At 52.8% G+C, this 20,646-nt stretch carries 16 protein-coding genes and 1 tRNA gene; 8 read left to right on the forward strand and 9 right to left on the reverse strand.

What is annotated here, in order from left to right:
- Positions 1–5 precede the first annotated feature (5 nt).
- Both PHV74_00920 and PHV74_00925 read left to right on the forward strand, forming a co-directional pair.
- On the forward strand, positions 6–965 hold the full coding sequence (locus PHV74_00920) for an oxidoreductase (GenBank protein MDD5092931.1): 960 nt from the start codon (positions 6–8) through the stop codon (positions 963–965).
- Positions 962–2,422, forward strand: coding sequence for a Ni/Fe hydrogenase subunit alpha (locus tag PHV74_00925; GenBank protein MDD5092932.1), 1,461 nt, complete (start codon positions 962–964; stop codon positions 2,420–2,422). Before PHV74_00920 ends, PHV74_00925 begins: the two co-directional genes overlap by 4 nt.
- A gap of 91 nt (positions 2,423–2,513) precedes the next feature.
- Here the strand turns inward: PHV74_00925 and PHV74_00930 are convergent, their stop codons facing one another.
- The 5 genes from PHV74_00930 to recA all read right to left on the reverse strand — a co-directional run bounded on the left by PHV74_00930 (position 2,514) and on the right by recA (position 7,468).
- A complete protein-coding gene (locus PHV74_00930) occupies positions 2,514–2,975 on the reverse strand; it encodes a hypothetical protein (protein ID MDD5092933.1) in 462 nt (153 codons plus the stop codon).
- Between the two features lie 15 nt (positions 2,976–2,990).
- Complete coding sequence (locus tag PHV74_00935) at positions 2,991–3,833, reverse strand: PHP domain-containing protein (GenBank protein ID MDD5092934.1); 843 nt, start codon at positions 3,831–3,833, stop codon at positions 2,991–2,993.
- Positions 3,830–4,603: a TIGR00282 family metallophosphoesterase gene (locus tag PHV74_00940; protein ID MDD5092935.1), complete on the reverse strand. Its 774-nt coding sequence runs from the start codon at positions 4,601–4,603 to the stop codon at positions 3,830–3,832. The genes PHV74_00935 and PHV74_00940 overlap by 4 nt, the downstream gene beginning before the upstream one ends.
- Before the next feature lie 19 nt (positions 4,604–4,622).
- Positions 4,623–6,152, reverse strand: coding sequence for a ribonuclease Y (rny, locus tag PHV74_00945; GenBank protein ID MDD5092936.1), 1,530 nt, complete (start codon positions 6,150–6,152; stop codon positions 4,623–4,625).
- A 263-nt stretch (positions 6,153–6,415) separates the two neighbouring features.
- Positions 6,416–7,468, reverse strand: a complete 1,053-nt coding sequence (recA, locus tag PHV74_00950) for a recombinase RecA (GenBank protein MDD5092937.1) — start codon at positions 7,466–7,468, stop codon at positions 6,416–6,418.
- Between the two features lie 586 nt (positions 7,469–8,054).
- On the opposite strand from recA, the gene PHV74_00955 reads away from it, so the two are divergent.
- From PHV74_00955 to PHV74_00965, 3 genes are all read left to right on the forward strand, one after another.
- The gene (locus PHV74_00955; GenBank protein ID MDD5092938.1) at positions 8,055–11,045 is read left to right on the forward strand and encodes a chemotaxis protein CheB; all 2,991 of its coding nucleotides are present in this window, start codon (positions 8,055–8,057) and stop codon (positions 11,043–11,045) included.
- Positions 11,046–11,140: 95 nt separating this feature from the next.
- Positions 11,141–12,454 carry an ATP-binding protein gene (locus tag PHV74_00960; protein ID MDD5092939.1) on the forward strand — a complete coding sequence of 438 codons (1,314 nt, stop codon included), beginning with the start codon at positions 11,141–11,143 and terminating at the stop codon, positions 12,452–12,454.
- 486 nt (positions 12,455–12,940) lie between these two features.
- Positions 12,941–13,016 (forward strand) — tRNA-Thr (locus PHV74_00965).
- Between the two features lie 11 nt (positions 13,017–13,027).
- Here PHV74_00965 and PHV74_00970 read toward each other — a convergent pair.
- From PHV74_00970 to hemW, 3 genes are all read right to left on the reverse strand, one after another.
- Positions 13,028–13,912 (reverse strand): hypothetical protein, encoded by an 885-nt coding sequence (locus PHV74_00970; GenBank protein ID MDD5092940.1) that lies wholly within the window; start codon positions 13,910–13,912, stop codon positions 13,028–13,030.
- Between the two features lie 343 nt (positions 13,913–14,255).
- Complete coding sequence (gene lepA / locus PHV74_00975; protein ID MDD5092941.1) at positions 14,256–16,076, reverse strand: translation elongation factor 4; 1,821 nt, start codon at positions 16,074–16,076, stop codon at positions 14,256–14,258.
- An 18-nt stretch (positions 16,077–16,094) separates the two neighbouring features.
- Entirely contained in the window at positions 16,095–17,231 is a 1,137-nt protein-coding gene (hemW, locus tag PHV74_00980) for a radical SAM family heme chaperone HemW (GenBank protein MDD5092942.1), read from the reverse strand.
- Positions 17,232–17,387: 156 nt separating this feature from the next.
- On the opposite strand from hemW, the gene PHV74_00985 reads away from it, so the two are divergent.
- From PHV74_00985 to PHV74_00995, 3 genes are all read left to right on the forward strand, one after another.
- The gene (locus PHV74_00985; GenBank protein ID MDD5092943.1) at positions 17,388–17,822 is read left to right on the forward strand and encodes an SRPBCC family protein; all 435 of its coding nucleotides are present in this window, start codon (positions 17,388–17,390) and stop codon (positions 17,820–17,822) included.
- Between the two features lie 97 nt (positions 17,823–17,919).
- Complete coding sequence (locus PHV74_00990) at positions 17,920–18,918, forward strand: diacylglycerol kinase family lipid kinase (GenBank protein ID MDD5092944.1); 999 nt, start codon at positions 17,920–17,922, stop codon at positions 18,916–18,918.
- Between the two features lie 126 nt (positions 18,919–19,044).
- On the forward strand, positions 19,045–19,614 hold the full coding sequence (locus PHV74_00995; GenBank protein ID MDD5092945.1) for a manganese efflux pump MntP family protein: 570 nt from the start codon (positions 19,045–19,047) through the stop codon (positions 19,612–19,614).
- 226 nt (positions 19,615–19,840) lie between these two features.
- Here PHV74_00995 and PHV74_01000 read toward each other — a convergent pair whose 3' ends face one another.
- On the reverse strand, positions 19,841–20,227 hold the full coding sequence (locus PHV74_01000) for a hypothetical protein (protein MDD5092946.1): 387 nt from the start codon (positions 20,225–20,227) through the stop codon (positions 19,841–19,843).
- Positions 20,228–20,646 lie beyond the last annotated feature (419 nt).

Below are 20,646 nucleotides of genomic sequence, written 5' to 3' on the forward strand. Positions count from 1 at the left end.
CCACAATGGGAAAACTTAAAATAGCAGGCTACTGGGCATCAAGCTGCGGTGGCTGTGAGATTGCGACCCTGGAGATCGGAGAGAAGATTGTCGAACTGGCTCAGGTGGCTGATATTGTATTCTGGCCTGCCCTCGTTGACTTCAAATACCAGGATGTGGAAAAGATGCCCGATAAGAGCATCGATGTCTGCCTTTTCAACGGGGCCATTCAGACTTCCGATAACGAACACCTCGCCAAGCTGATGCGAGCCAAGTCCAAGGTGTTGGTGGCCTATGGCTCCTGCGCTTATGAAGGATGCATCCCTGGCCTGGCCAACATGTCGAACCGGGAGGGTGTATTCCAGCGGGTGTACTTCGATACGGAATCTACTGTCAACCCAAATAAAATCCTCCCCCAGACCAGTTGTAAGGTGCCCGAAGGTGAACTGGAGTTGCCCGAGTTTTATGACACGGTGAGAACCCTGGCCCAGACGGTGGAGGTGGATTATTTCGTGCCCGGCTGTCCCCCCGTGGGAAAGCAGACATGGGCCGTGCTGGAGGCCATCATTCAAGGGAAGCTCCCGCCTCCCGGGAGTGTCGTTGGGGCGGGCAGGCAAATCCTCTGCGAAGAATGCCCTCGAACCAGAGAGGAGAAAAAGCTAAAGGCCATTTATCGCCCTCACGAGATCATCGCGGACCCGGAGAAGTGTCTTCTGGAACAGGGACTTCTCTGTGCCGGAATCGCTACCCGAGAGGGATGCGGGGCGCTCTGCCCCAAAGCAGGCATGCCCTGCACGGGGTGTTACGGCCCGCCGGAAGGGGTCAACGACCAGGGCGCTCGATTCCTGAGCGCGGTGGCTTCCATCATCGACTCCGACGACCCGGTGGAGATCAATCGAATCCTCGATTCGATCCGCGATCCGGTGGGAACCTTCTATCGCTACAGCCTGCCGAATTCCATTCTGAAGAGGTCAGTGATCCGATGAAGAAAATAAGCATTGATCCCGTTACGCGACTCGAAGGCCACGGCAAGATCGAGATTTTCCTCGATGACGCTGGCGAGGTGGCCAACGCTTATGTCCAGATCCCGGAGCTGAGGGGATTCGAGAAGTTCTGCGAAGGGCGTCTGGTGGAGGATTTACCTCAGATCACCGAGCGCATCTGCGGCGTCTGCCCCGAGGCTCATCACATGGCCTCCGTGAAGGCAGTTGATGCAGTCTTTCAGGTTGACCCGCCTCCGGCGGGAAAGATGCTCCGCGAGCTTCTTTACAGCGCTTTCTATGTGGCTGACCACACCACGCATTTCTACATTCTCAGCGGGCCGGATTTCGTCATCGGTCCGGAGGCGCCCCCTGCCGAGCGCAATATCCTGGGAATCATTGCCAAGCTGCCGGAGGTAGCGCTTAAAGTGGTCCAGACGCGGCAGATGGGTCACGAGATTATCGAGATGGTAGGAGGGAGGAAGGTTCACCCCTGCGGCGCGATACCCGGCGGAATGAGCCACGGACTCAAAGAGGATCAGCGCAAGCAGATCGAGGAAATGGGCCGTTCCATGCTGGAGTTTGCCAAGTTGACCATCAAGGTGTTCGACGACGTGGTTTTGGCCAACAAAGCTTATGTCGACATGATTTTGAGTGAGGAATATACTCACCGCACCTACTATATGGGACTGGTGGATGAAAAGAACAGGGTCAACTTCTATGACGGAAAAGTTCGGGTAGTCGATCCCAACGGCAAGGAGTTCATCAAATACTCACCCAATGAGTATCTGGAACATATCGCCGAAGGCGTGGAACCCTGGTCATACCTCAAATTCCCTTATCTCAAGAATGTGGGATGGAAGGGACTCACCGATGGAATCGAGAGCGGCGTTTACCGGGCTACGCCTCTTTCCCGCCTCAACGCCGCTGACGGCATGGCCACTCCTCTGGCACAGGAGCAATACGAGAGGATGTATGCCACTCTCGGAGGAAAGCCGGTTCATGCCACATTGGCCACTCACTGGGCCCGTATCATCGAACTGCTGTATGCTGCCGAGCGCCTGATGGAACTGGTCACCGATCCTGAGATCACCAGCCCCAACTATCGCGTGATTCCGACGGCAACGCCGAAGGAAGGGGTGGGAATTGTGGAAGCGCCACGGGGTACGCTAACCCACCACTATGTCACCGATGAACATGGCGTGGTTCAGCGGGCCAACCTCATTGTGGGGACGACCAATAACAATGCAGCCATCTCGATGTCAGTCAAGAAAGCTGCCCAGGGATTGATCAAGGGTGGAAAGACTGTAACCGAAGGGCTGCTCAACAGGATCGAGATGGCTTTCCGCGCTTACGATCCCTGCTTTGGCTGCGCCACCCACTCTCTGCCGGGACAAATGCCGCTGGAAGTCACCATCCGCAACTCCAAGGGCGAGATCGTCAATAAAATATCGAGGTCCTGAGGTTTCTGAAAAGAGAAAAAAAGGAGGCCCCCTTAGCGAACTGAGGGGCCTCCTTTTTTGTGCGGTGAGATTGCAGGCTGGCTTTGCTTTGTTAGCGAAACCGACCGACGGCAATGTAGATCGCGCCTGCCAGGGCCAAAATGCCGAATAGACTGACGTAGAAGCCCATGGCAACTCCGATAGCGTAGGCTGCCAGCACACTAGTGCCGGCTATTACCTCCAGACCGCGCCCCCTTTTTCGATTGACGCTGCGACTGACCATGTCGCCGATGATCTGCCCGGTGACTAGCACCATCAAGTAGAAGAAGAACAGAAGAGAATCCCCGATAATCCCCAGAACAGCCCCGCAAATACCGGCCAATGCTAGACCCACACCAACTGCCTTGAGATGATCTAAAAACGAGACCTGAAAGATAGGCAAACGAGTAACCTTGGCACAACCGGGACAGCGGGCGCCGACGGGTGTTTGTACAGAGCACTTCGGACAAATAGGTGTTTCGCACTTGCCGCAGCGGAGATTGGTTTCTACCTTTGAGTGGCGTGTGCAATACATCTGATGTCCTTTGTTTTAAGGAGTTTTTCCTGCAAGGCGTTGTTTTCGCAGAGCAACGAGCTGATCGATGGTTTTCTGAGGCACGTCCGTCTGGCCGATTCGGGTGCCATCGCCTTCAAATCCATGATAATCGCTGCCGCCGCAAGGTATGAGGCCATAGCGACGAGCCACTTCGCGCAACCTGGCTATGGTTTCCGAAGTGTAATCTTTGTAATAGACTTCCATGCCGATAAGGCCTGCTTTCTTGAGATTGGGAATAATGGTGTCCAGGCCCATCATCTTCGCCGGATGGGCCAGAACTGCCAGTCCGCCCGTCTTTGTGATCAATTCGATCGTCTCAACAGGGCTTAGCTTTTCCCGCTCCACAAATGCTGGCCCGCCGTCGTCTATATAGCGCTCGAACGCCTCATTGATTGAAGATACATGACCATACTCCACCAGAGCTTGAGCGATGTGTGGTCTTCCGATTGAGGCTTCCCCGGCTATTTTGGCTACATATTCCCAGGGAACCCGAATCCCCAGAGCATCCAGCTTGGATAGCATTTGCTTTCCCCGGCTGGTTCTGGAGTCGCGAAGCAGATTCAGTTTGGTGGACAGCTCAGCGGAGTGGTGATCGATAAAGTAGCCCAGGATGTGCATCTCATCCGGGGAGACATCCGCTCCCATTTCCACACCGGGGATAACCAGCAGTCCGGGAAACTTGCGGGCCTCCTCCAAAGCCATCGCTATTCCTTCAACTGAATCATGATCGGTGATGGCAATGGCAGTCATTCCCAGTTCCGCTGCTCGGGCAACTATCTCTGTAGGACTGAACCGCCCGTCCGAGGCCGTCGTATGGATATGAAGATCGATGTTCATGATTCCGGCAATTCGGTGTCGATGCGCGTGATCCTTGTTGCCCGGCCGCTGTCCTCAATCTCCACCAATACTGAGTTAAAGATAACAGGCCCCTTGCCGACGGATAACATATGGGGCATCTGGGTGAGAAACCGGTGAATTGCACCTTCGGCATCATCACCAATAACAGAATTCTTAGGCCCCACCATGCCGATATCGGTGACGAATGCGGTGCCTTTGGGCAGTACTCGGGCATCAACAGTGCCCACGTGTGTGTGTGTCCCTACTACTGCGCTGACCCGACCATCCAGATACACCCCCAGGGCATTCTTCTCGGAAGTAGCTTCCGCATGAAAATCGATCAGAACGATTCTGGGCTTGGGGTTGCCCTCATTAAGGAGACGATCCATTGCTTGAAAAGGACAATCCATGCCACCCATAAATACGCGTCCCAGAAGACTCACCACCATCACCTGACCATGAATCAGGCTTCCCTTGCCGGGAACTCCCGGCGGGAAATTCAGCGGACGCAAAACAGGAGCGCTACTGCTCCCAAGATAGGGCACGATCTCTTTGTGCTTCCAAATGTGATTTCCCGTAGTGATAACATCTATCCCCGACTGGAATAACTCCTGGGCAGTGGTCGAAGTGATGCCTATTCCGCCGGCGGAATTTTCGCCATTGGCGATGACCAGATCGATCCCTTGCTGCTGGCGCAATCTGGGAACCAGCGCTCTCACCGCCGTCCGACCGGGCTTGCCGATAATATCGCCTATGAAGAGTACTTTCAACTAACCTCTTTTCTGTAACTTACTTGGCATAATCGACTGATCGGGTCTCTCTGATCACCGTGACCTTTATCTGGCCCGGATACTCCAGTTCTCCCTCGATCTTCTTCGCAATGTCTCTGGCCAGCCTTACTGAGTCCAGATCGTCAATCTGGTTGGGTTTTACCAGGATTCGAACTTCTCGACCCGCCTGAATGGCATATGATTTTTCCACACCGGCAAAGCTCTCGGCAATGTTCTCCAGCGCCTCTATGCGCTTCAGGTAGTGCTCAACCGATTCTTGCCTTGCCCCAGGGCGTGCGCTGCTGATAGCATCCGCAGCCGAAACAATGAATCCATAGGTGCTGTTTGTCCCAGTTTCGCCATGGTGTTCAGCAACTGCATTTACGATATCGGAAGACACTCCCAGGCGTTTGAGAATATTCGCACCGATCAATGCATGAGGGCCTTCTACATCCTGATCCACTGCTTTTCCGATATCATGAAGGAGCCCGCCCGTCTTGGCGATTGTCACATCAGCTCCAATTTCGGTGGCCAGTGCCGCCGACAGTTGGGAGGTTTCGAGGCTGTGGCTGAGCATGTTCTGTCCGTAGCTGAAGCGATACCTGAGGCGTCCCAGGGTTCTGACGATCTCCGGCTGTAGCCCCACAACCCCCGCCCTGAATGCCAGCTGTTCTCCCTCTGCCTGAATAGTGGAATCCACTTCCTTTCTAGCCTTCTCCACAATTTCCTCGATCCGCACCGGATTGATACGGCCATCCAGGATAAGCTTCGCCAGAGCGACTCTGGCTATTTCACGACGGACAGGGTCAAAGCATGAAAGGGTCACGGCCTCCGGTGTATCATCCACAATGAGATCAACCCCGGTGGCTGCTTCCAGAGCCCTGATATTACGTCCTTCTCGACCGATAAGTCGGCCTTTCATCTCATCGTTGGGGAGCGCCACTACGGAAACAGTGGCCTCGGTAGCCACCTCACTGGCGCAACGCTGCAAGGCTTCAGCTGTGATGATTCGACTTCTTTCATTAACTTCAGCCTTGAGCTGTTCTTCCACCTGACGCATGCGCTTAGCCAGAGCATCTCGGGTTTCGGTTTCCACAACTCGCAGGAGTTGTTCCTTGGCATCGGCGCTGGACATGCCTGAGATTACCTCGAGTTTCTGTCTCTGCTCTTGCTTAAATTTTTCGACTTGGGCCAAACTGGCTTCAATTTCCCTTTCCTTTTGGCTCAGAGTGCGTTCACGATTTTCAAAAGACTCGACTTTTCGGTCAAGATTCTCCAGCCGCTGACCGAACTTCTTCTCCAGCCGGCTGATCTCAATGCGGCGCTGGCGATATTCGTTCTCCGCCTCCGACTTAATCTTGACTGCCTCTTCCTTTGCCTGAAGGAGTAGTTCTTTTTGCTTTGCCTCAGTTTCCTTGACGAGTTCGGTAGCTTTTGCCTCAGAAATGCGAGCTTTTCTCGATGTCTCAGTTCTGCGCAGGTAAAAGCCAATCGCCCAGCCAGCTACGCTGGCAACTAATATAATAACAATCCAGACTGCTGTATTCATTCTCTATCTCCTCAAAGCTCCCTTACCAAAGTCTCCCCAACGAGGGTTGATATCTCTGTGATGAGGCACATTCAGGCTGCGTCTGACACCCCGTCACAGAGGCATCCTGTTCCCTCTCTGGCGTCAGCTTGCCGCAATGGTAATGCTCAGAGCCGTTGTTAACCCAGTTCCAATAGGATAAGCCAATCCCATGGTCTCGCCAGGTTATCTGCTGTGGGGAAGAGGTTCTATTCCAGCGCAATCAGCGACCCCGCTGGCCTCCCTCAATTGAGAGAGGATATGGATTGAGGCTCGGATTCGGTTTCTTCTGAGGAAGTAATGGCTCCAACAGGGAGTGAGATGGCTCTGATCTGTTTCTCGATCTCTTGAGCCAAGTCTTTGTTCTGACGCAAGTATTCCTTGGCATTCTCGCGCCCTTGCCCCAGGCGAGTCTCCCCAAAGGAGAAAAATGATCCACTCTTTTTAATTATCCCCTGTGCAGCGCCAAGGTCGATAACCCCCCCCTCTCTGCTGATGCCTGAAGCGAACATGATATCGAATTCAGCCACCTTAAACGGAGGAGCCACCTTGTTCTTGACCACCTTGGCCTTCACCCGGTTCCCGGTGATATCGACTCCCTGCTTGATACTATCGATGCGTCTCAAATCGATTCTCACCGAGCTGTAGAACTTGAGAGCTCTGCCTCCAGGGGTTACCTCGGGATTGCCAAACATGATCCCCACTTTTTCCCTGAGCTGGTTGATGAAGATGACGGCGGTTCGCGATCTACTAATGACCGCGGTTAGCTTCCTCAGCGCTTGAGACATTAGCCTTGCCTGCAGCCCCACGTGGGTATCGCCCATCTCCCCTTCGATTTCGGCCCGGGGAACCAGCGCAGCTACGCTATCAATGACCACCACATCCAGGGCACCGCTTCGAACTAACGCCTCGGTAATTTCCAGGGCTTGCTCTGCGGTATCGGGTTGTGAGATCAGGAGTTCATCCAGGTTGACTCCACAGGCATTGGCATATTGCGGATCCATGGCGTGTTCCGCATCAATATATGCCGCCAATCCGCCCGTTTTCTGAGCCTCGGCCATGATATGCTGAGCCAGCGTTGACTTTCCCGCCCCCTCACCACCGAAAATCTCGGTTACACGCCCTCGTGGGATCCCGCCTATTCCAAGAGCCATATCCAGCGCTATCGAACCTGTGGGGATACACTCCACAGTCATTCTGGCCTGAGCCGCGCCCAGGCGCATGATTGCTCCCTTGCCGAATTGTTTCTCAACCTGGCTGATAGCCAACTCCAGGGATTTAGCCTTGTCTGTGGACATTTCCTTCCTTGTTAGAATTCCGAACTGAGTCTTCCCGACAGCTAGTTTTACACCTAGCGAGTATTGCAAACCATGATAACATAGTCCTTTACCATAAGCAAGCAAAAAATTGCTGGTTAGATACAGCTCAGATGCCTTTACAAGCGACATCCACTCACCCATACTGCAGCTTTAACCCTTTACCCTTCAGGCCCTGTGAGATACCATCGTGGCGGATTACAGGAGCCCGGGGATGGGCTATGGTGCTGAACGTGCCAAGGGTGAGACTTTGTTATAAAGGACTGCTGAATCTGATGCTGATTTGCCGGACCCGAAACTGAGGGCACTTCTACGCCAAAATTACGTAGAAGTACGAATTGCATCATCCGGGAGAATCACCTACTCTGAGACCAGAGTGACAGGAAAATGAAGGAATCTAGCCAAGAAAGATAGGTTGGGACAATTTCTCATTTTAAGGCTCGACCCAAGGGAACACACGCAATAAGGAGAACGTCTTGACTATTTGCTTAGAGGCTCCCTGCCGTCACTCTGATAGAGCCTGAATCTGTAGGATACTGCTATGTCAACAAAAAGGATGACTGAGCCAGTGACAAAGAAAGCATCCCCAAAAAAGAAGAAGCCCACCCTGTCAAAGCGGGCTACCAAAGCCGCTACAACTAATAACGAAAGGGAAAATGAAGTCAAGGTGTTTCCCGTTGTGGGTATCGGCGCCTCAGCCGGTGGACTCGAAGCCCTTGAGGGGTTCTTTTCCCATATGCCTCCAACCACCAACATGGCTTTTGTAGTCATTCAGCACCTGTCCTCCACGCACAAGAGCATTATGGGGTCCCTGTTGGAGAAATATACTGCCATGCCGATTCATCTGATAGAAGACGGTATGCAAATTCAGCCCAACCATATTTACCTTAACCTGCCGGACAAGAACGTGGCCATTATAAACGGGGCGCTGCACTTGGTGGATCCGATAAAAAGTGCCCACGTAAACCTCCCCATAGATGCCTTTTTCCGTTCGCTGGCCGAGGATCGCGGTAACAAGGCGATCTGCATTATCCTCTCCGGAAGTGCTGCGGATGGAACCCTGGGGCTGAAGGTGATTAAGGGCGAAGGCGGAATGGCCATGGTGCAGCAGGAAACCCAGGCCAAATACGACAGCATGCCGAAGAGCGCCATAGATACCGGACTGGTGGACTTCATTTTGCCGGTGGAACAGATGGCGGCTGAACTTATAAAATATGTCCGGCATCCGTACGTTGACGACCGCGTAGAGGTACCAGCCACCGGGCATCAATACGAGAACTACCTGGAGAAAATATTTCTCCATCTTCGATCCGTAACGGGACACGATTTCTCAAATTACAAACGGAACACCACCCGGCGCAGGATAGAACGTCGCATGGCCGTCCATCAGCTTTATGATGTGGCAGAGTACTTCCAGTACTTGCGGCAGACCCCGGCGGAAGCCGATAGCCTTTTCCGGGATATGCTCATCGGGGTGACCAGTTTCTTCAGAGACCCCAAAGCGTTCGATATTCTCAGGAAAAAAGTGCTGCCTGATTTGTTGAGTACAAAGGAACCCAATTCAGCAATGCGTGTCTGGGTTCCGGCATGTGCCACAGGCGAAGAGGCTTATTCGATAGCCATGCTTTTGATGGAGGCAATGGAGGAACTCAATCTGCGACTGAATGTGCAGATTTTTGCTTCCGATCTGGATACTGCGGCAATAGATTTTGCCCGCGCCGCTGTCTATCCGGCAAGCATCGCCGCTGACGTGAACACGGAACGCTTGTCCCGCTTCTTCGTTCAGGATGGTGCCAGGTACCGGGTGAAGAAACGGGTGCGGGAGATGGTGGTATTCGCAGTTCATGATGTTATCAAAGACCCGCCTTTTTCCAGGCTGGATATACTGAGCTGCCGCAATCTCTTGATCTATATGGATGGCGTGCTGCAAAAGAAGCTGCTGCCGATCTTTCACCACACTTTAGTTGAGAATGGCATTCTGTTCCTCGGCCCATCGGAATCCATCGGGAATTTCTTCGATAGTTTTGAGCCGGTTGACCTGAAATGGAAGTTTTTCAAACCAAAGGGCAAACTCCCCGAGAGGCGGCTGGAATATCCCGTTGTTCCTTTCCGGACCGGCCAGCATGGCATTTCAGGGGAGGGTGCAGCCGATCCCAATCCGGTTCGAGGGTTGATTGATGTCCGTCTGCTGGCGGAAAAGATGGTCTTTGAAAACTATGCCCCCGCCAGCGTTCTGATCAATGAAAAACACCAGATTCTATTCTTCATCGGTGACACGGAGAAATACCTGGTGCTTCCGACAGGGGAACCGACCCTCAATATTCTTAACATGGCGCGTGATGGTCTTAAATACAAGCTGAGAACAGCTATCCAAAAGGCGGTGAAGCAAAAGAAATCCGTGGTTGAAGAAAACCAGCAAATCCAGTACAACGGTGAGTTGTTGACCTTCAACCTGTCAGTCACTCCTCTTGAGGGAGCAGGTGTACCTCAGGGCCTGATGATAGTGGTGTTTGATGAAAAGACGTCGCTCGGAATAACGGACAAACAGAAAACAAAGTCTGCTGCGGAAAAGGGGCGTAACCCGCAGATTGTGAGCCTGGAACATGAATTGCAATCGACCAAGGAGTCCCTCCAGACAACCATCGAAGAACTCGAGACCTCGAATGAGGATCTCAAGTCAATCAATGAGGAGATGCAGTCGGTAAACGAGGAACTGCAATCGACCAATGAGGAACTCGAGACCTCCAAAGAGGAACTGCAATCAACCAACGAGGAGCTGGTGACCGTTAACTCGGAACTGCAGGAAAAGGTCAATGCGCTTGATCAGTCTGCCAACGATATCGCCAATCTGCTGGCCAGCACCGATATTGCCACTATTTTTCTGGATATTGACCTCAATACAAGGCGTTTTACTCCATCTGCAACCCGGCTGTTCAATCTGATTGATGCCGATATCGGCCGGCCGATCAGTCAGATCACCTCAAATATCCTGTATGAAGGGCTGTATCAGGATGCCAAGGATGTCATTGCCACATTGCATCGAAAGCAAGTTGAAGTACAGACCAAGGATGGAGAGTGGTATGACATGAGGCTGGCACCCTACCGGACTCTGGATAACGTGATTGATGGCGTTGTAATTACTCTGGTCGATGTCACTGAAATCAGGAAGGCGCAAATAGCAGCCAACAGGTCGCAGCAGTATGCCGGTTACATCGCAGCTACCATACGCCAGCCTTTGCTGGTGCTGGACAAGACGCTACGGGTGGTCTTCGCCAACCGCTCCTTCTATCAGGTTTTCAAAGTTACTGCTGGAAAAACCGAGGGACGGCTCCTATATGAACTGGGGGACGCCCAGTGGGACATCCCTGACCTGCGAAAATTGCTGGAAGAGGTGTTGCCGGATAAAACCACCATCGAAGACTATAAAGTGGATCACGAATTCGAGAATATCGGCAGCAAGACAATGCTGCTGAATGCCCGGAGAATCAGAGGAGAAGGAGAAGGAGAGCTGATCTTGCTGGCTATCGAGGACATCACGGAGCATAAACGGGAGAAATAGCGGTGAGCAAGGAAGGGAGTCGGCTCTCCTTTTGGAGGAGAAGCAACTGATGTGGTGCGTTTATCGCGCGGACCATCGCAATGGGAGGTAGGGACATGACAACGAAAAAGGCTAAACCGGCCGGAAGCACACCTCTTCGCCAACAGGCCGAGGCATACACAGATGGGATTGAAATGGACGTCAACGCTATGTCCCCTGCGGATATTGAGAGTCTGGTGCATGAACTGAGGGTGCATCAGATTGAACTTCAGATGCAGAATGATGAACTCCGTAAGATTGAACAGGGGCTGACCGAGTCACGGGCCAGGTATTCCGAACTATACGATTTTGCTCCTGTTGGCTATTTCACCTGCGATAGCCGGGGGAAGATACGGGAAGCCAACCTCACTGCAGCCTCAATGCTGGGTGTGGAGCGCAGGTATATCCTCGGCAAGCAATTCCAGCATTTTGTTGTCAGGGAAGATGGGGACACCCTCTACAAGCATCTCTATGATATCTTCCAGAGGAAAGGCTCCCAGAATTGCGAGGTCCGGCTCAAAAACGGACGCGATGAAGCCCATTTCTATTCCCGTCTGGAAAGCGCTTTGTTCGAATCGGCCAAAGGGCCACAATGCAGGACTGCGATTATCGATATCACCGAGCGCAAACAGGCGGAGGAGCAAGCTTCCAGGGCGATAGAACTCGAAAAAATCGAAAGTTTAAGAAGCGCATTGCTGGATAGCGTGTCCCATGAATTGCGAACTCCGCTGGCGGTTATCAAAGGAATGGCCGATTCACTGGTACAACCTGATGTTCGATGGGACTCGGAGGTAGCACAGGACTACCTCCGTATTATCGATCAGGAGGTCGATATCCTCGCTCGTATAGTTGAAGATCTGGTGCAAATGTCTCAGCTCAAGTCGGGCGTCATCAGTATAATGAGTCAGCACAGCCTGATCTCGACTGTCATGATCAACATCAGGGAAGAATTGCGATACTTGACGAGGAATCATCGTCTGCAGGTCAATGTTCCTGGCAATCTCCCTGTCATCAATATTGACGAAGTTCGCATAGGACAGGTCATCACTAACATGGTCAGAAACGCCGTGCAAAACGCTGGAAAAGGCACGATGATCTCGGTGGAAGCTGCTGCTATGGATGACCATGTAATTGTCACCGTCTCTGACCATGGAATTGGTATATCCTCCGAGCACATCAATAAAATCTTTGATCAATTCTATCGCATAGAGCCCGGCATAGCGCGGCATCGAGGGGGAATGGGGTTAGGCCTATCGATCTGCAAGACCCTTATCGAAAAACACGATGGCCGTATGTGGGTTCAGAGTCAAACGGGCAAGGGTTCCAGGTTCAGTTTCAGTCTGCCGATTGTTGAACATGCGCAACCAACCATAGGCCCCCATGCTCTATAAGGCAAGAAAATACCATAAAGTGACGTGCTCATAACCGAATGAACCACTCCCTGGGCTAAAGCCCAGGGAGTGGTTCATTCGACGGCCATAAGGCACACTAGTAATCTACTTTTATCTAGTCCACTGACTGGTTACTGGACTGTCATCAATGATGTATCAGAATCACTAAACGCAAATAGGCATGAGCAGTCCATAGAAATGAATGGACTGCAACGGATCGCGGACCGTATGTTTATAGAATCATGCTTGGTTGCGATTGCACCCAGAGACTCGGTGTTGAACAAAACAGAGGCAGAAGAGAGCTTCTTGCTAAACAGGTTGTGAACAGAAAGAAAACTCGTGAACGAAACTTTTGCGGAAATTAACTATAATTCTGAAGCTGGTTTGAATAGGCGAAATGGACGAAGTTTTGATTAATGACTAAAACAGCCCGTAAACCAACTTGTAACTTTGACCTCCAAAGTGCTACAATTCTGAACGTAAATAGCCAACGTAGCTCAGTTGGTAGAGCAGCTGTTTCGTAAACAGCAGGTCGTCGGTTCGAATCCGACCGTTGGCTCCAGACAAAAGCCCCTACATGAACTTCTGTCTGATCTCTCTCCCGAATCTCTTCCTATCCATCTGCCAGAACACGGCTATTGCAATCGAGATCACCAGGGCAATAATCGCAATAATCACGGCAATAACAATGCCGGCAGCACTTGCTTTCTCCCCTTTTTCCCCCTTCTCGCCCGCTGGACCCGTCAGCCCATTTGTTCCATCCAACCCATCGAGACCGTCGCGACCATCAGTGCCCATCGCACCATCCTTACCTGATGGCCCCACTTCTCCCTGTGCGCCTTTCAGCGATATGACTTTGAAAGAAGCCTCAGCGGTATTTCCGCCTGCATCGCTTGCCTTGATGACATAGTCGCCGGGATCGGTAGTGGGGGCTACGACGAGTGCGGAAAACCTGCCCACGCTGTCAGTAGTGACAGGATGCGGGACTGTGGCAAGAATTTCGTCCTGCCAGGTAAAATCAATCTCAGAGTTCTTCGGGAAACCCTCACCTGTCAAGATGGCTGCAACCCCTTCACTCGGACTGATCTGTACACTCCTGAGAGGAAAGGCCTCCAGATTGATGTTAAGGTTTCCGCCTCGTTGCCACGGAACAGATTGGATGGCGCCATATTGCTTTTCGCCCACCGTGAAGGTCACAATCTTGCCGTCGTAGATACCCAACTCCACCTCAAGCTCACCTTCAATATACATGTTGTACAGTGAATTTACCGTTGTGGTGGATTTGACTTCAACGGAACCTATCCATGCCTTTACAATAGTCCCGTCGGGGACATTTACACCACTCAACTGTACCGAGCCATAGAAACCACATACCTGTGGCTGAGCGGCAATTGAGCCGGGCAGAGCCAGAAGTGCCAGCAAAACAAGGCATCCGATCAAGGCAACATACCTGCACATACTCCCCTCCATATGGATTTTGCGGCGGGCAGCTTCCTCAGCCCACCGGAGCTTTAGCGATTGATATCCAGACTTTCTTTGATATTAAATCTACACTCTTGCGTTCCACCGGTCAAGTAAGCAAGATTCGCCATGACCCATGGGCTTTTCGCTCAAGTATCCTGCAATTCAGGTGATTCCTTGTCATTGTGAGAAACTCACGGAGATAAAGCAATCTGAGAGCGCGTTAAAAGCAGAGATTGCCGCGACCCGGTTTCGTCGGGACTCGCAACGACAGGACGTTCGCCCTGAGCTAGTCGAAGGAAGCGAAAACACAAGCGAGGAGCCTAAAAATAGACGAGCGCTAGAGGTTGAGCTTCACCACTTCCATAAAGGCTTCCTTTGGAACCTCTACGTTGCCGACCTGCTTCATCCGCTTCTTGCCCTCTTTCTGTTTCTCCAGAAGTTTGCGCTTTCGGGTGATATCGCCGCCGTAGCATTTAGCCAGAACGTCTTTGCGCTTGGCCGGAATATCAGCCCTGGCGACAATTTTGCCGCCTATCGCGGCCTGAATAGGCACCACAAACAACTGGCGGGGAATGACTTCCTTGAGCTTATTGACCATGGCCTTGCCGATATCATGCGCCTTATCCGGCGGAACGACGCGGCTGAAGGCATCCACCAGCGTTTGATTGAGCAGGATGTCCAGCTTGACCAACCGCGATTCACGGTAGCCCTGGAGTTCATAGTCGAGCGAGGCATAGCCCTGGCTGCGGCTCTTAACCTGATCGTAAAAAGTGGTCAGTATCGATCGCAGGGGCATGTCGTATTCCAGCTTGACGCGCTGGCCGAGTTGCCCCACTGCCTGGTGCCCCAGGTATTCGGTGCGCTTGTAGACACCCCCGTTATCCATGGACAATTCCATCAGGGGGCCAATGAATTTAGACGGGGTAACGAGGGAGATGGCAACCCACGGCTCTTCCACCTTCTGAATTTCAGGGGGCGCAGGCAGATCGCTGGGATTGGCAATGATCAGCATCTCCCCATTCGTCTTGGTCACCTCATATTGAACACTCGGGGCCGTGACTATCAGGGCAAGCCCATATTCCCTCTCAAGCCGCTCACGAACAATATCCAGGTGCAAAAGGCCGAGAAAACCGCATCGAAACCCGAACCCAAGGAGAGGACTGGATTCCTGAGTGAACGAGAGGGAGGCATCATTGAGACTGAGCTTTTCGATAGCATCGCGAAGCTCAGTATAATCGCCCGCCTCGGTAGGATACATACCGGCGAAAACCATCGGCTTAGCAGGACGATACCGTTCAAGGGCTTGCTCGGCGCCATCGGATATCGTGGTTACTGTGTCGCCGACGCGACATTCCCCTACATGCTTCAATCCGGTGGCGATATAGCCCACATCCCCAGCCGAAAGTTGGCTCACGGGACTGGGTTCCGGAATAAAACGCCCAACGTCCAGCACTTCCATCTCTGTCCCCTGTGCCATGAGACGCAAATTGTCCCCTTTTGCAATGTGACCATCCACCACGCGGACGTAAGCCATCACCCCTTTGTACGAGTCATAGTGAGAATCGAAGATGAGCGCACGGAGCGGTAAATCAACATTGCCGGTTGGAGGCGGAATGCGGCGGACTATTTCTTCGAGAAGTGCGGGCACCCCCTGGCCGGTTTTGGCGCTGATGGAAAGCACGCTCTCTGCATCGTACCCCAGCACGCTGTCGATCTCATCGAGGACGCGATCGACTTCAGCGCCCGGCAGATCAATTTTGTTCAGGACCGGGATCACCTCCAGGTTACGTTCCATCGCCACATAGATGTGCGCCAGGGTTTGTGCCTGGATTCCCTGCGTGGCATCGACGACCAGCACCGCTCCTTCACAAGCAGCCAACGTGCGGGAGACTTCGTAGGAAAAGTCCACATGGCCGGGCGTATCGATGAGGTTGAGCCGATAAGTTTTGCCATCCTTGGCTGTGTAGTTGAGGCGAATGGCTTTGGCCTTGATGGTAATACCGCGTTCTCGCTCCAGGTCCATGCTGTCCATCACCTGCTCCCGGATTTCCTCGTTACGCATGGCGCCGGTGATCCCGATCAGGCGATCGGCTAAAGTTGATTTCCCATGATCAATATGAGCAATGATGCAGAAGTTTCTCGTTAAAGCTTGATCCATAAATCCTCACAGTCCTACCTATTCCGGCAGAAACCGCCAGAAGACCTCATTTCCCAAAAGACGTCCGCGCCTCGTCAGGCGAAAGCCATCGTCGCTGATTTCCAGAAGGCCCGAATCGACCGTCTCCTCAATCTGACGGCCGAATCGGCTGAGCACGTCAACCCCGAATCGTTCTCGCATATCGTCAAACCGGACGCCCTCGCTCAACCGCAGTCCCATGGCAATCGCCTCCCAGATGCCAATTGCCGGAGTGATCTCTTCATCCGTTTCGGGTCGGTAACGCTCCCCCAGCCGAAACACCTTCAGATATGCGTCCAGATCATTGGTATTGGCAAAACGGTGGCCATCCAGATAGGAGTGAGCGGCAACGCCGATTCCCAGATACGACATGCATCGCCAGTATACCATGTTGTGTCGGCACTCTGCACCCTCCCTGGCCCAGTTCGATATCTCATAGTGAACGTAGCCCTCCGATGCCAGATAGTCCTGGGCGGCTTCATACTGTTCGGCGGCATGATCAGGATTAGTTGGCGGCAGCTCTCCTTTCTGAATCGCCCGGGTCAGAGGCACGTCGCCTTCAAGCGTGAGAGGGTAGAGAGAAAGATGCTCCGGCCCAAGACGAACCGATTCCTTGAGCACGTCCATCCACCTGCCCAACGGTTGGCCGGGTACCCCGTATATCAGATCGAGGCTCACGTTGGTAAATCCGGCCTTCCGGGCAAACTGAACCGACTCGATTGCCTGGGCTGCAGAATGAATACGACCCAGTCGAACCAGGGTCTCGTCATCCAGGCTCTGAACACCGAGGCTCAAGCGATTGACTGAGAGTTTTCTAAGAGCCCTCAGATGATCTTCATCAACAGTGCCGGGATTGGCCTCCAATGTTATTTCCGCCGATCCCTCCACATGGAAGAGTGCCCGTATTCTGGCCATGATCCGACCCAGCAGGTCAGGAGAAAGCAAACTTGGTGTTCCTCCTCCAAAGAAGATGCTCCCAAGGCGTTCCCCTCTGGCGCGCTGGGATAATTCTTCTTCCACGGCATCAACATAGGCGGGAATATCGGCGTTGCGCCCGGCAAAGGACACAAACGAACAGTAGGAGCACCGGCTTTGACAAAAGGGGAGATGAATATAGAGCGCAGTGTTCTCGATCACTGGAGTCGGCTGCTGGAGAAGTTGGGTTCGATTTTCGATGCCCTAAGTATACCAGAAGCTGTTCCGAAAAGATTGTTCTGTGATTTCTCATACCAGCAGGCTCATTCCCCCAAATCCAGTCCAAGGTCTGATATGATAACCTTTAAGGAGACCGAAATGAAATTCAATGCCAGCACTGAAATTGACGCTACTCCAGACAAGGCATGGGCACTGGTCAGCAATTTCGAAGAATGGCCTCAGTGGATACCACAGCTGAAGAAAGTTGCCAAGGTTTCCGATGGGCCGATCGGAGTCGGATCGCAGCTTTTGATTGTTGCCAGGTTCATCATTACGGTTAAATTGTTGATGACTATAACCAAGTTCGTCCCGGGGCAAATCGTGGTAATGGAAGGAAAGGTGCTGGGGACCAGGATGACGCGCTACTATTCCCTGGAGCCAGTCGGTCAAAGAGCAAAGCTCGACGCAGGCGGCAATGTGTCTGGGCCACTGTCGTTCATGGTTCGGCACGGCGGACAGAAGCTGTCGGAGACGATCGCCCAGGCGCTAAAAGAGCGGATAGAAACCCTGATCCGAAGCGGGGCAGACGCCTGAACAACCGCCGCTCAGCCCCTGTAAATCCGCTCATTTGACAGATGACGAGTTTGGAGAGTAGGATTCAATCTATAAGTGAGAGCTAGATGGACATCTGATGCAGGCTGAGTTGATCTATAACCCTTACGCCGGACAAGTGGTCGTCAGGCGAGAAATGGAGGACGTGATCGCCCTCTTAAAGCAAAGGGGATGGGTTGTTAGTCTGTCGGAGACCCACCGGCCGATGGAAGCAGCCCAACTAGCCAGCGATGCGGTGAAACGCGGTGCAAAAGTGGTTATCGCCGCCGGTGGCGATGGCACGGTCAATGAAGTCGGCAGCGGGTTGGTGGGCACTGATGTGGCACTGGGGGTACTCCCCCTAGGAACGACCAATGTCTGGGCCATGCAGATGCATATCCCCACCTTGAATCCAATGCGACCCGGCACCAGGGTGGCCAAAATGGTGGCGGGCCTGGAGGAACTAACCTCGTGGCCATTGCCTGCCAACTACCACAAGAAGATGCTCCTTAATGCCGCCCAGGTTCTGGTTGAAGGGCGTACCGTTGCCATAGATGTCGGCGAAGCCGCCGGACGATACTTCCTCATGTGGTTGGGAATCGGCCTGGATGCCGTAGTTGTCAAGAAGAGGGCTCTGGGCAGCAAAAGATTATCGGGCTCTTTGTCTTACATCGTTCCTGCATTAGGAACGCTCGGCCGGTATTCCAGCGTGGACATCACGATGACCCTGGACGGAAAGGTCATAAAGGCCGATTCATCCCTCGTCGTTGTCAGCAATATTCAGCTCTACGGCGGCATATTTCCTATTGGGGCAAAGGCTCATGTGAACGATGGCAAGCTGGATGTGTGCATCTTCAAAGGGGGAGGGGTTCTCACCCTGACGCGTCATGCCTGGAAGGTACTCTCCCGCCAACACCTCCAAGACCCAAAGGTAGAGTATTGCCAATGCAGCCAGATCGTAATTGAGTCCGCCCGTCCGATGCCGGTGCACATTGATGGCGATCCCTTCATGGAGACCCCCGTGACGATTCGTGTTTTGCCTTCAGCACTCAACGTTATCGTACCTTCTGATGCGCCGCATCGACTGTTTGCTCAGTAATCGTCTCCCCTTCTTGGAACCATTGCTCCATTGTGCCATACTGGAGAAGGTCTGTGTGGATTCCAATTATCCGCCGCTGGCAAGTAATCGTGCAAGAATTGATCACAGATTCCATCAACCATAACCGTGGATAGTTTAAACTTCGTTTCTGTTTTCCTAATAGCCGTTGGACTCTCTGCAGACTGCTTCGCCGTGGCTATCGGTGGCAGTGCATCCATGAAAACCTTCTCCGCTGTTCAAGTATTCCGCATCTCCATCGCCTTCGGAGCAGCGCAGGCCCTGATGCCCGTGTTCGGGTGGCTGGCAGGTCGAACTGTGGTGGATATCATATCGGCCTACGATCACTGGGTGGCTTTTGTCCTTTTGGCGGCCATCGGCGGGAAGATGATCAGGGAATCGTTTCATTCCAGAGACGTTCTGGGCCAGACTTCCGATATCACCACGGGATTCCCACTTCTGGCGCTATCAGTGGCAACCAGCATTGATGCCCTGGCAGTCGGCTTAACCTTTGCCTTCCTCGAAGTCAATATCGCTCTGGCTACTGCAACAATCGGTATCGTCGCTTTTATGGCCACAGCAATGGGTTTCTTTTTGGGAAAGAAGGCAAACCGGCTGGTCGGGAAAGGGGTGGAGACTTTTGGCGGGTTAGTCCTTATGGGGATTGGTTTCAGGATTGTATTGACTCACATGCTTTAGCTGCCAATGCAAAACCCAAACCTGCCCGTTGGCTTGAAGCAAAAAACCTCACTGCGCACTCTCTCGATTGCACCATTCAACAACAGTCTGCGCTTCGGTGATTGAGAGCGGGGAGATGATATGAAGAAGCCTCCCCGCCCCCATGCTCGATGCACGGATGCGGAGAGGCTTCTTAAACACTGGTTTCAGATGAAGTCACTCAGAAGTTTCTATCCCGGAGTCTCTGCTAATCACCAGGTGCAGCAAGAGAGACACCAGCACGGACAGCCTGGATAAGGGCCGCCGGGGCAGTGAACAGCGCCATCAGGTGCACAATATCATTTAGCCTTCGGCCTAAACCATCCCATGCATCATCAAGAGGCGTAAAGGGCTGTTGGGTACCAATCAGCACCAAAGCTATCGCTGCCACCAGATAGGGCATGATTTCCCGGCCGGTGATATTGAAGCAACCGACCAACAACCCCATGATGCATAGAAGAAGGATGATGCTGCTGTTGGTGGGCCACCAAAGACCAGCGATGATGCAGATGAAGTAGCCCAAAAGGAACGAAATTGCGGCCGCCATGGCCAGTAATGACGTGACCCCGCCTGCCTGTCGATTTTCTGCTGACATGTGATTCACCTCCCAAAAAGATTTACTGATCGCAAAGATACCATTGTCTTTGTCTTTTGTCAATACGGAGACACGATGATCGCGTTCGACACCCGGCCCTCACCCTTTCCATCATGGTGGATACGCTTCCCAACACGTCAACATGACGATGCCTCCATGGCATTCAATAATCCGAAGCTTCGGGACGGTTGAAGCGCCGGGGCCTGAATGTGACTGAAGTGGGCAGTCGGGTCGAGATGACTGCCGACGGAGTGGATGCTGCGATATCTTCACTTCATGTGGGCCAGTCATCTGCTAGCCCAACTTCCGCAGTTTCGAAGCTGACAGGTGCTTCTCCCGAACGTAAAGTTGGTACTACATTGCTTTAATTTTCATTCGCTGAGGGAGGTGCAGCCCAAGCATCTGGAGGAGAACTGCCT

Source organism: Dehalococcoidia bacterium, from assembly GCA_028711995.1.
Lineage (GTDB): Bacteria > Chloroflexota > Dehalococcoidia > SZUA-161 > SpSt-899 > JAQTRE01.

Bases quoted from the DNA above. Each gene is read 5' to 3' on its own strand.
- recA (MDD5092937.1), bottom strand. From the start codon at position 7,468: ATGTCCACAGACAAGGCTAAATCCCTGGAGTTGGCTATCAGCCAGGTT.
- PHV74_00920 (MDD5092931.1), top strand. From the start codon at position 6: ATGGGAAAACTTAAAATAGCAGGCTACTGGGCATCAAGCTGCGGTGGC.
- PHV74_00930 (MDD5092933.1), bottom strand. From the start codon at position 2,975: ATGTATTGCACACGCCACTCAAAGGTAGAAACCAATCTCCGCTGCGGC.
- PHV74_00990 (MDD5092944.1), top strand. From the start codon at position 17,920: ATGCAGGCTGAGTTGATCTATAACCCTTACGCCGGACAAGTGGTCGTC.
- PHV74_01000 (MDD5092946.1), bottom strand. From the start codon at position 20,227: ATGTCAGCAGAAAATCGACAGGCAGGCGGGGTCACGTCATTACTGGCC.
- PHV74_00985 (MDD5092943.1), top strand. From the start codon at position 17,388: ATGAAATTCAATGCCAGCACTGAAATTGACGCTACTCCAGACAAGGCA.
- lepA (MDD5092941.1), bottom strand. From the start codon at position 16,076: ATGGATCAAGCTTTAACGAGAAACTTCTGCATCATTGCTCATATTGAT.
- PHV74_00925 (MDD5092932.1), top strand. From the start codon at position 962: ATGAAGAAAATAAGCATTGATCCCGTTACGCGACTCGAAGGCCACGGC.
- PHV74_00960 (MDD5092939.1), top strand. From the start codon at position 11,141: ATGACAACGAAAAAGGCTAAACCGGCCGGAAGCACACCTCTTCGCCAA.
- PHV74_00935 (MDD5092934.1), bottom strand. From the start codon at position 3,833: ATGAACATCGATCTTCATATCCATACGACGGCCTCGGACGGGCGGTTC.
- PHV74_00970 (MDD5092940.1), bottom strand. From the start codon at position 13,912: ATGTGCAGGTATGTTGCCTTGATCGGATGCCTTGTTTTGCTGGCACTT.
- rny (MDD5092936.1), bottom strand. From the start codon at position 6,152: ATGAATACAGCAGTCTGGATTGTTATTATATTAGTTGCCAGCGTAGCT.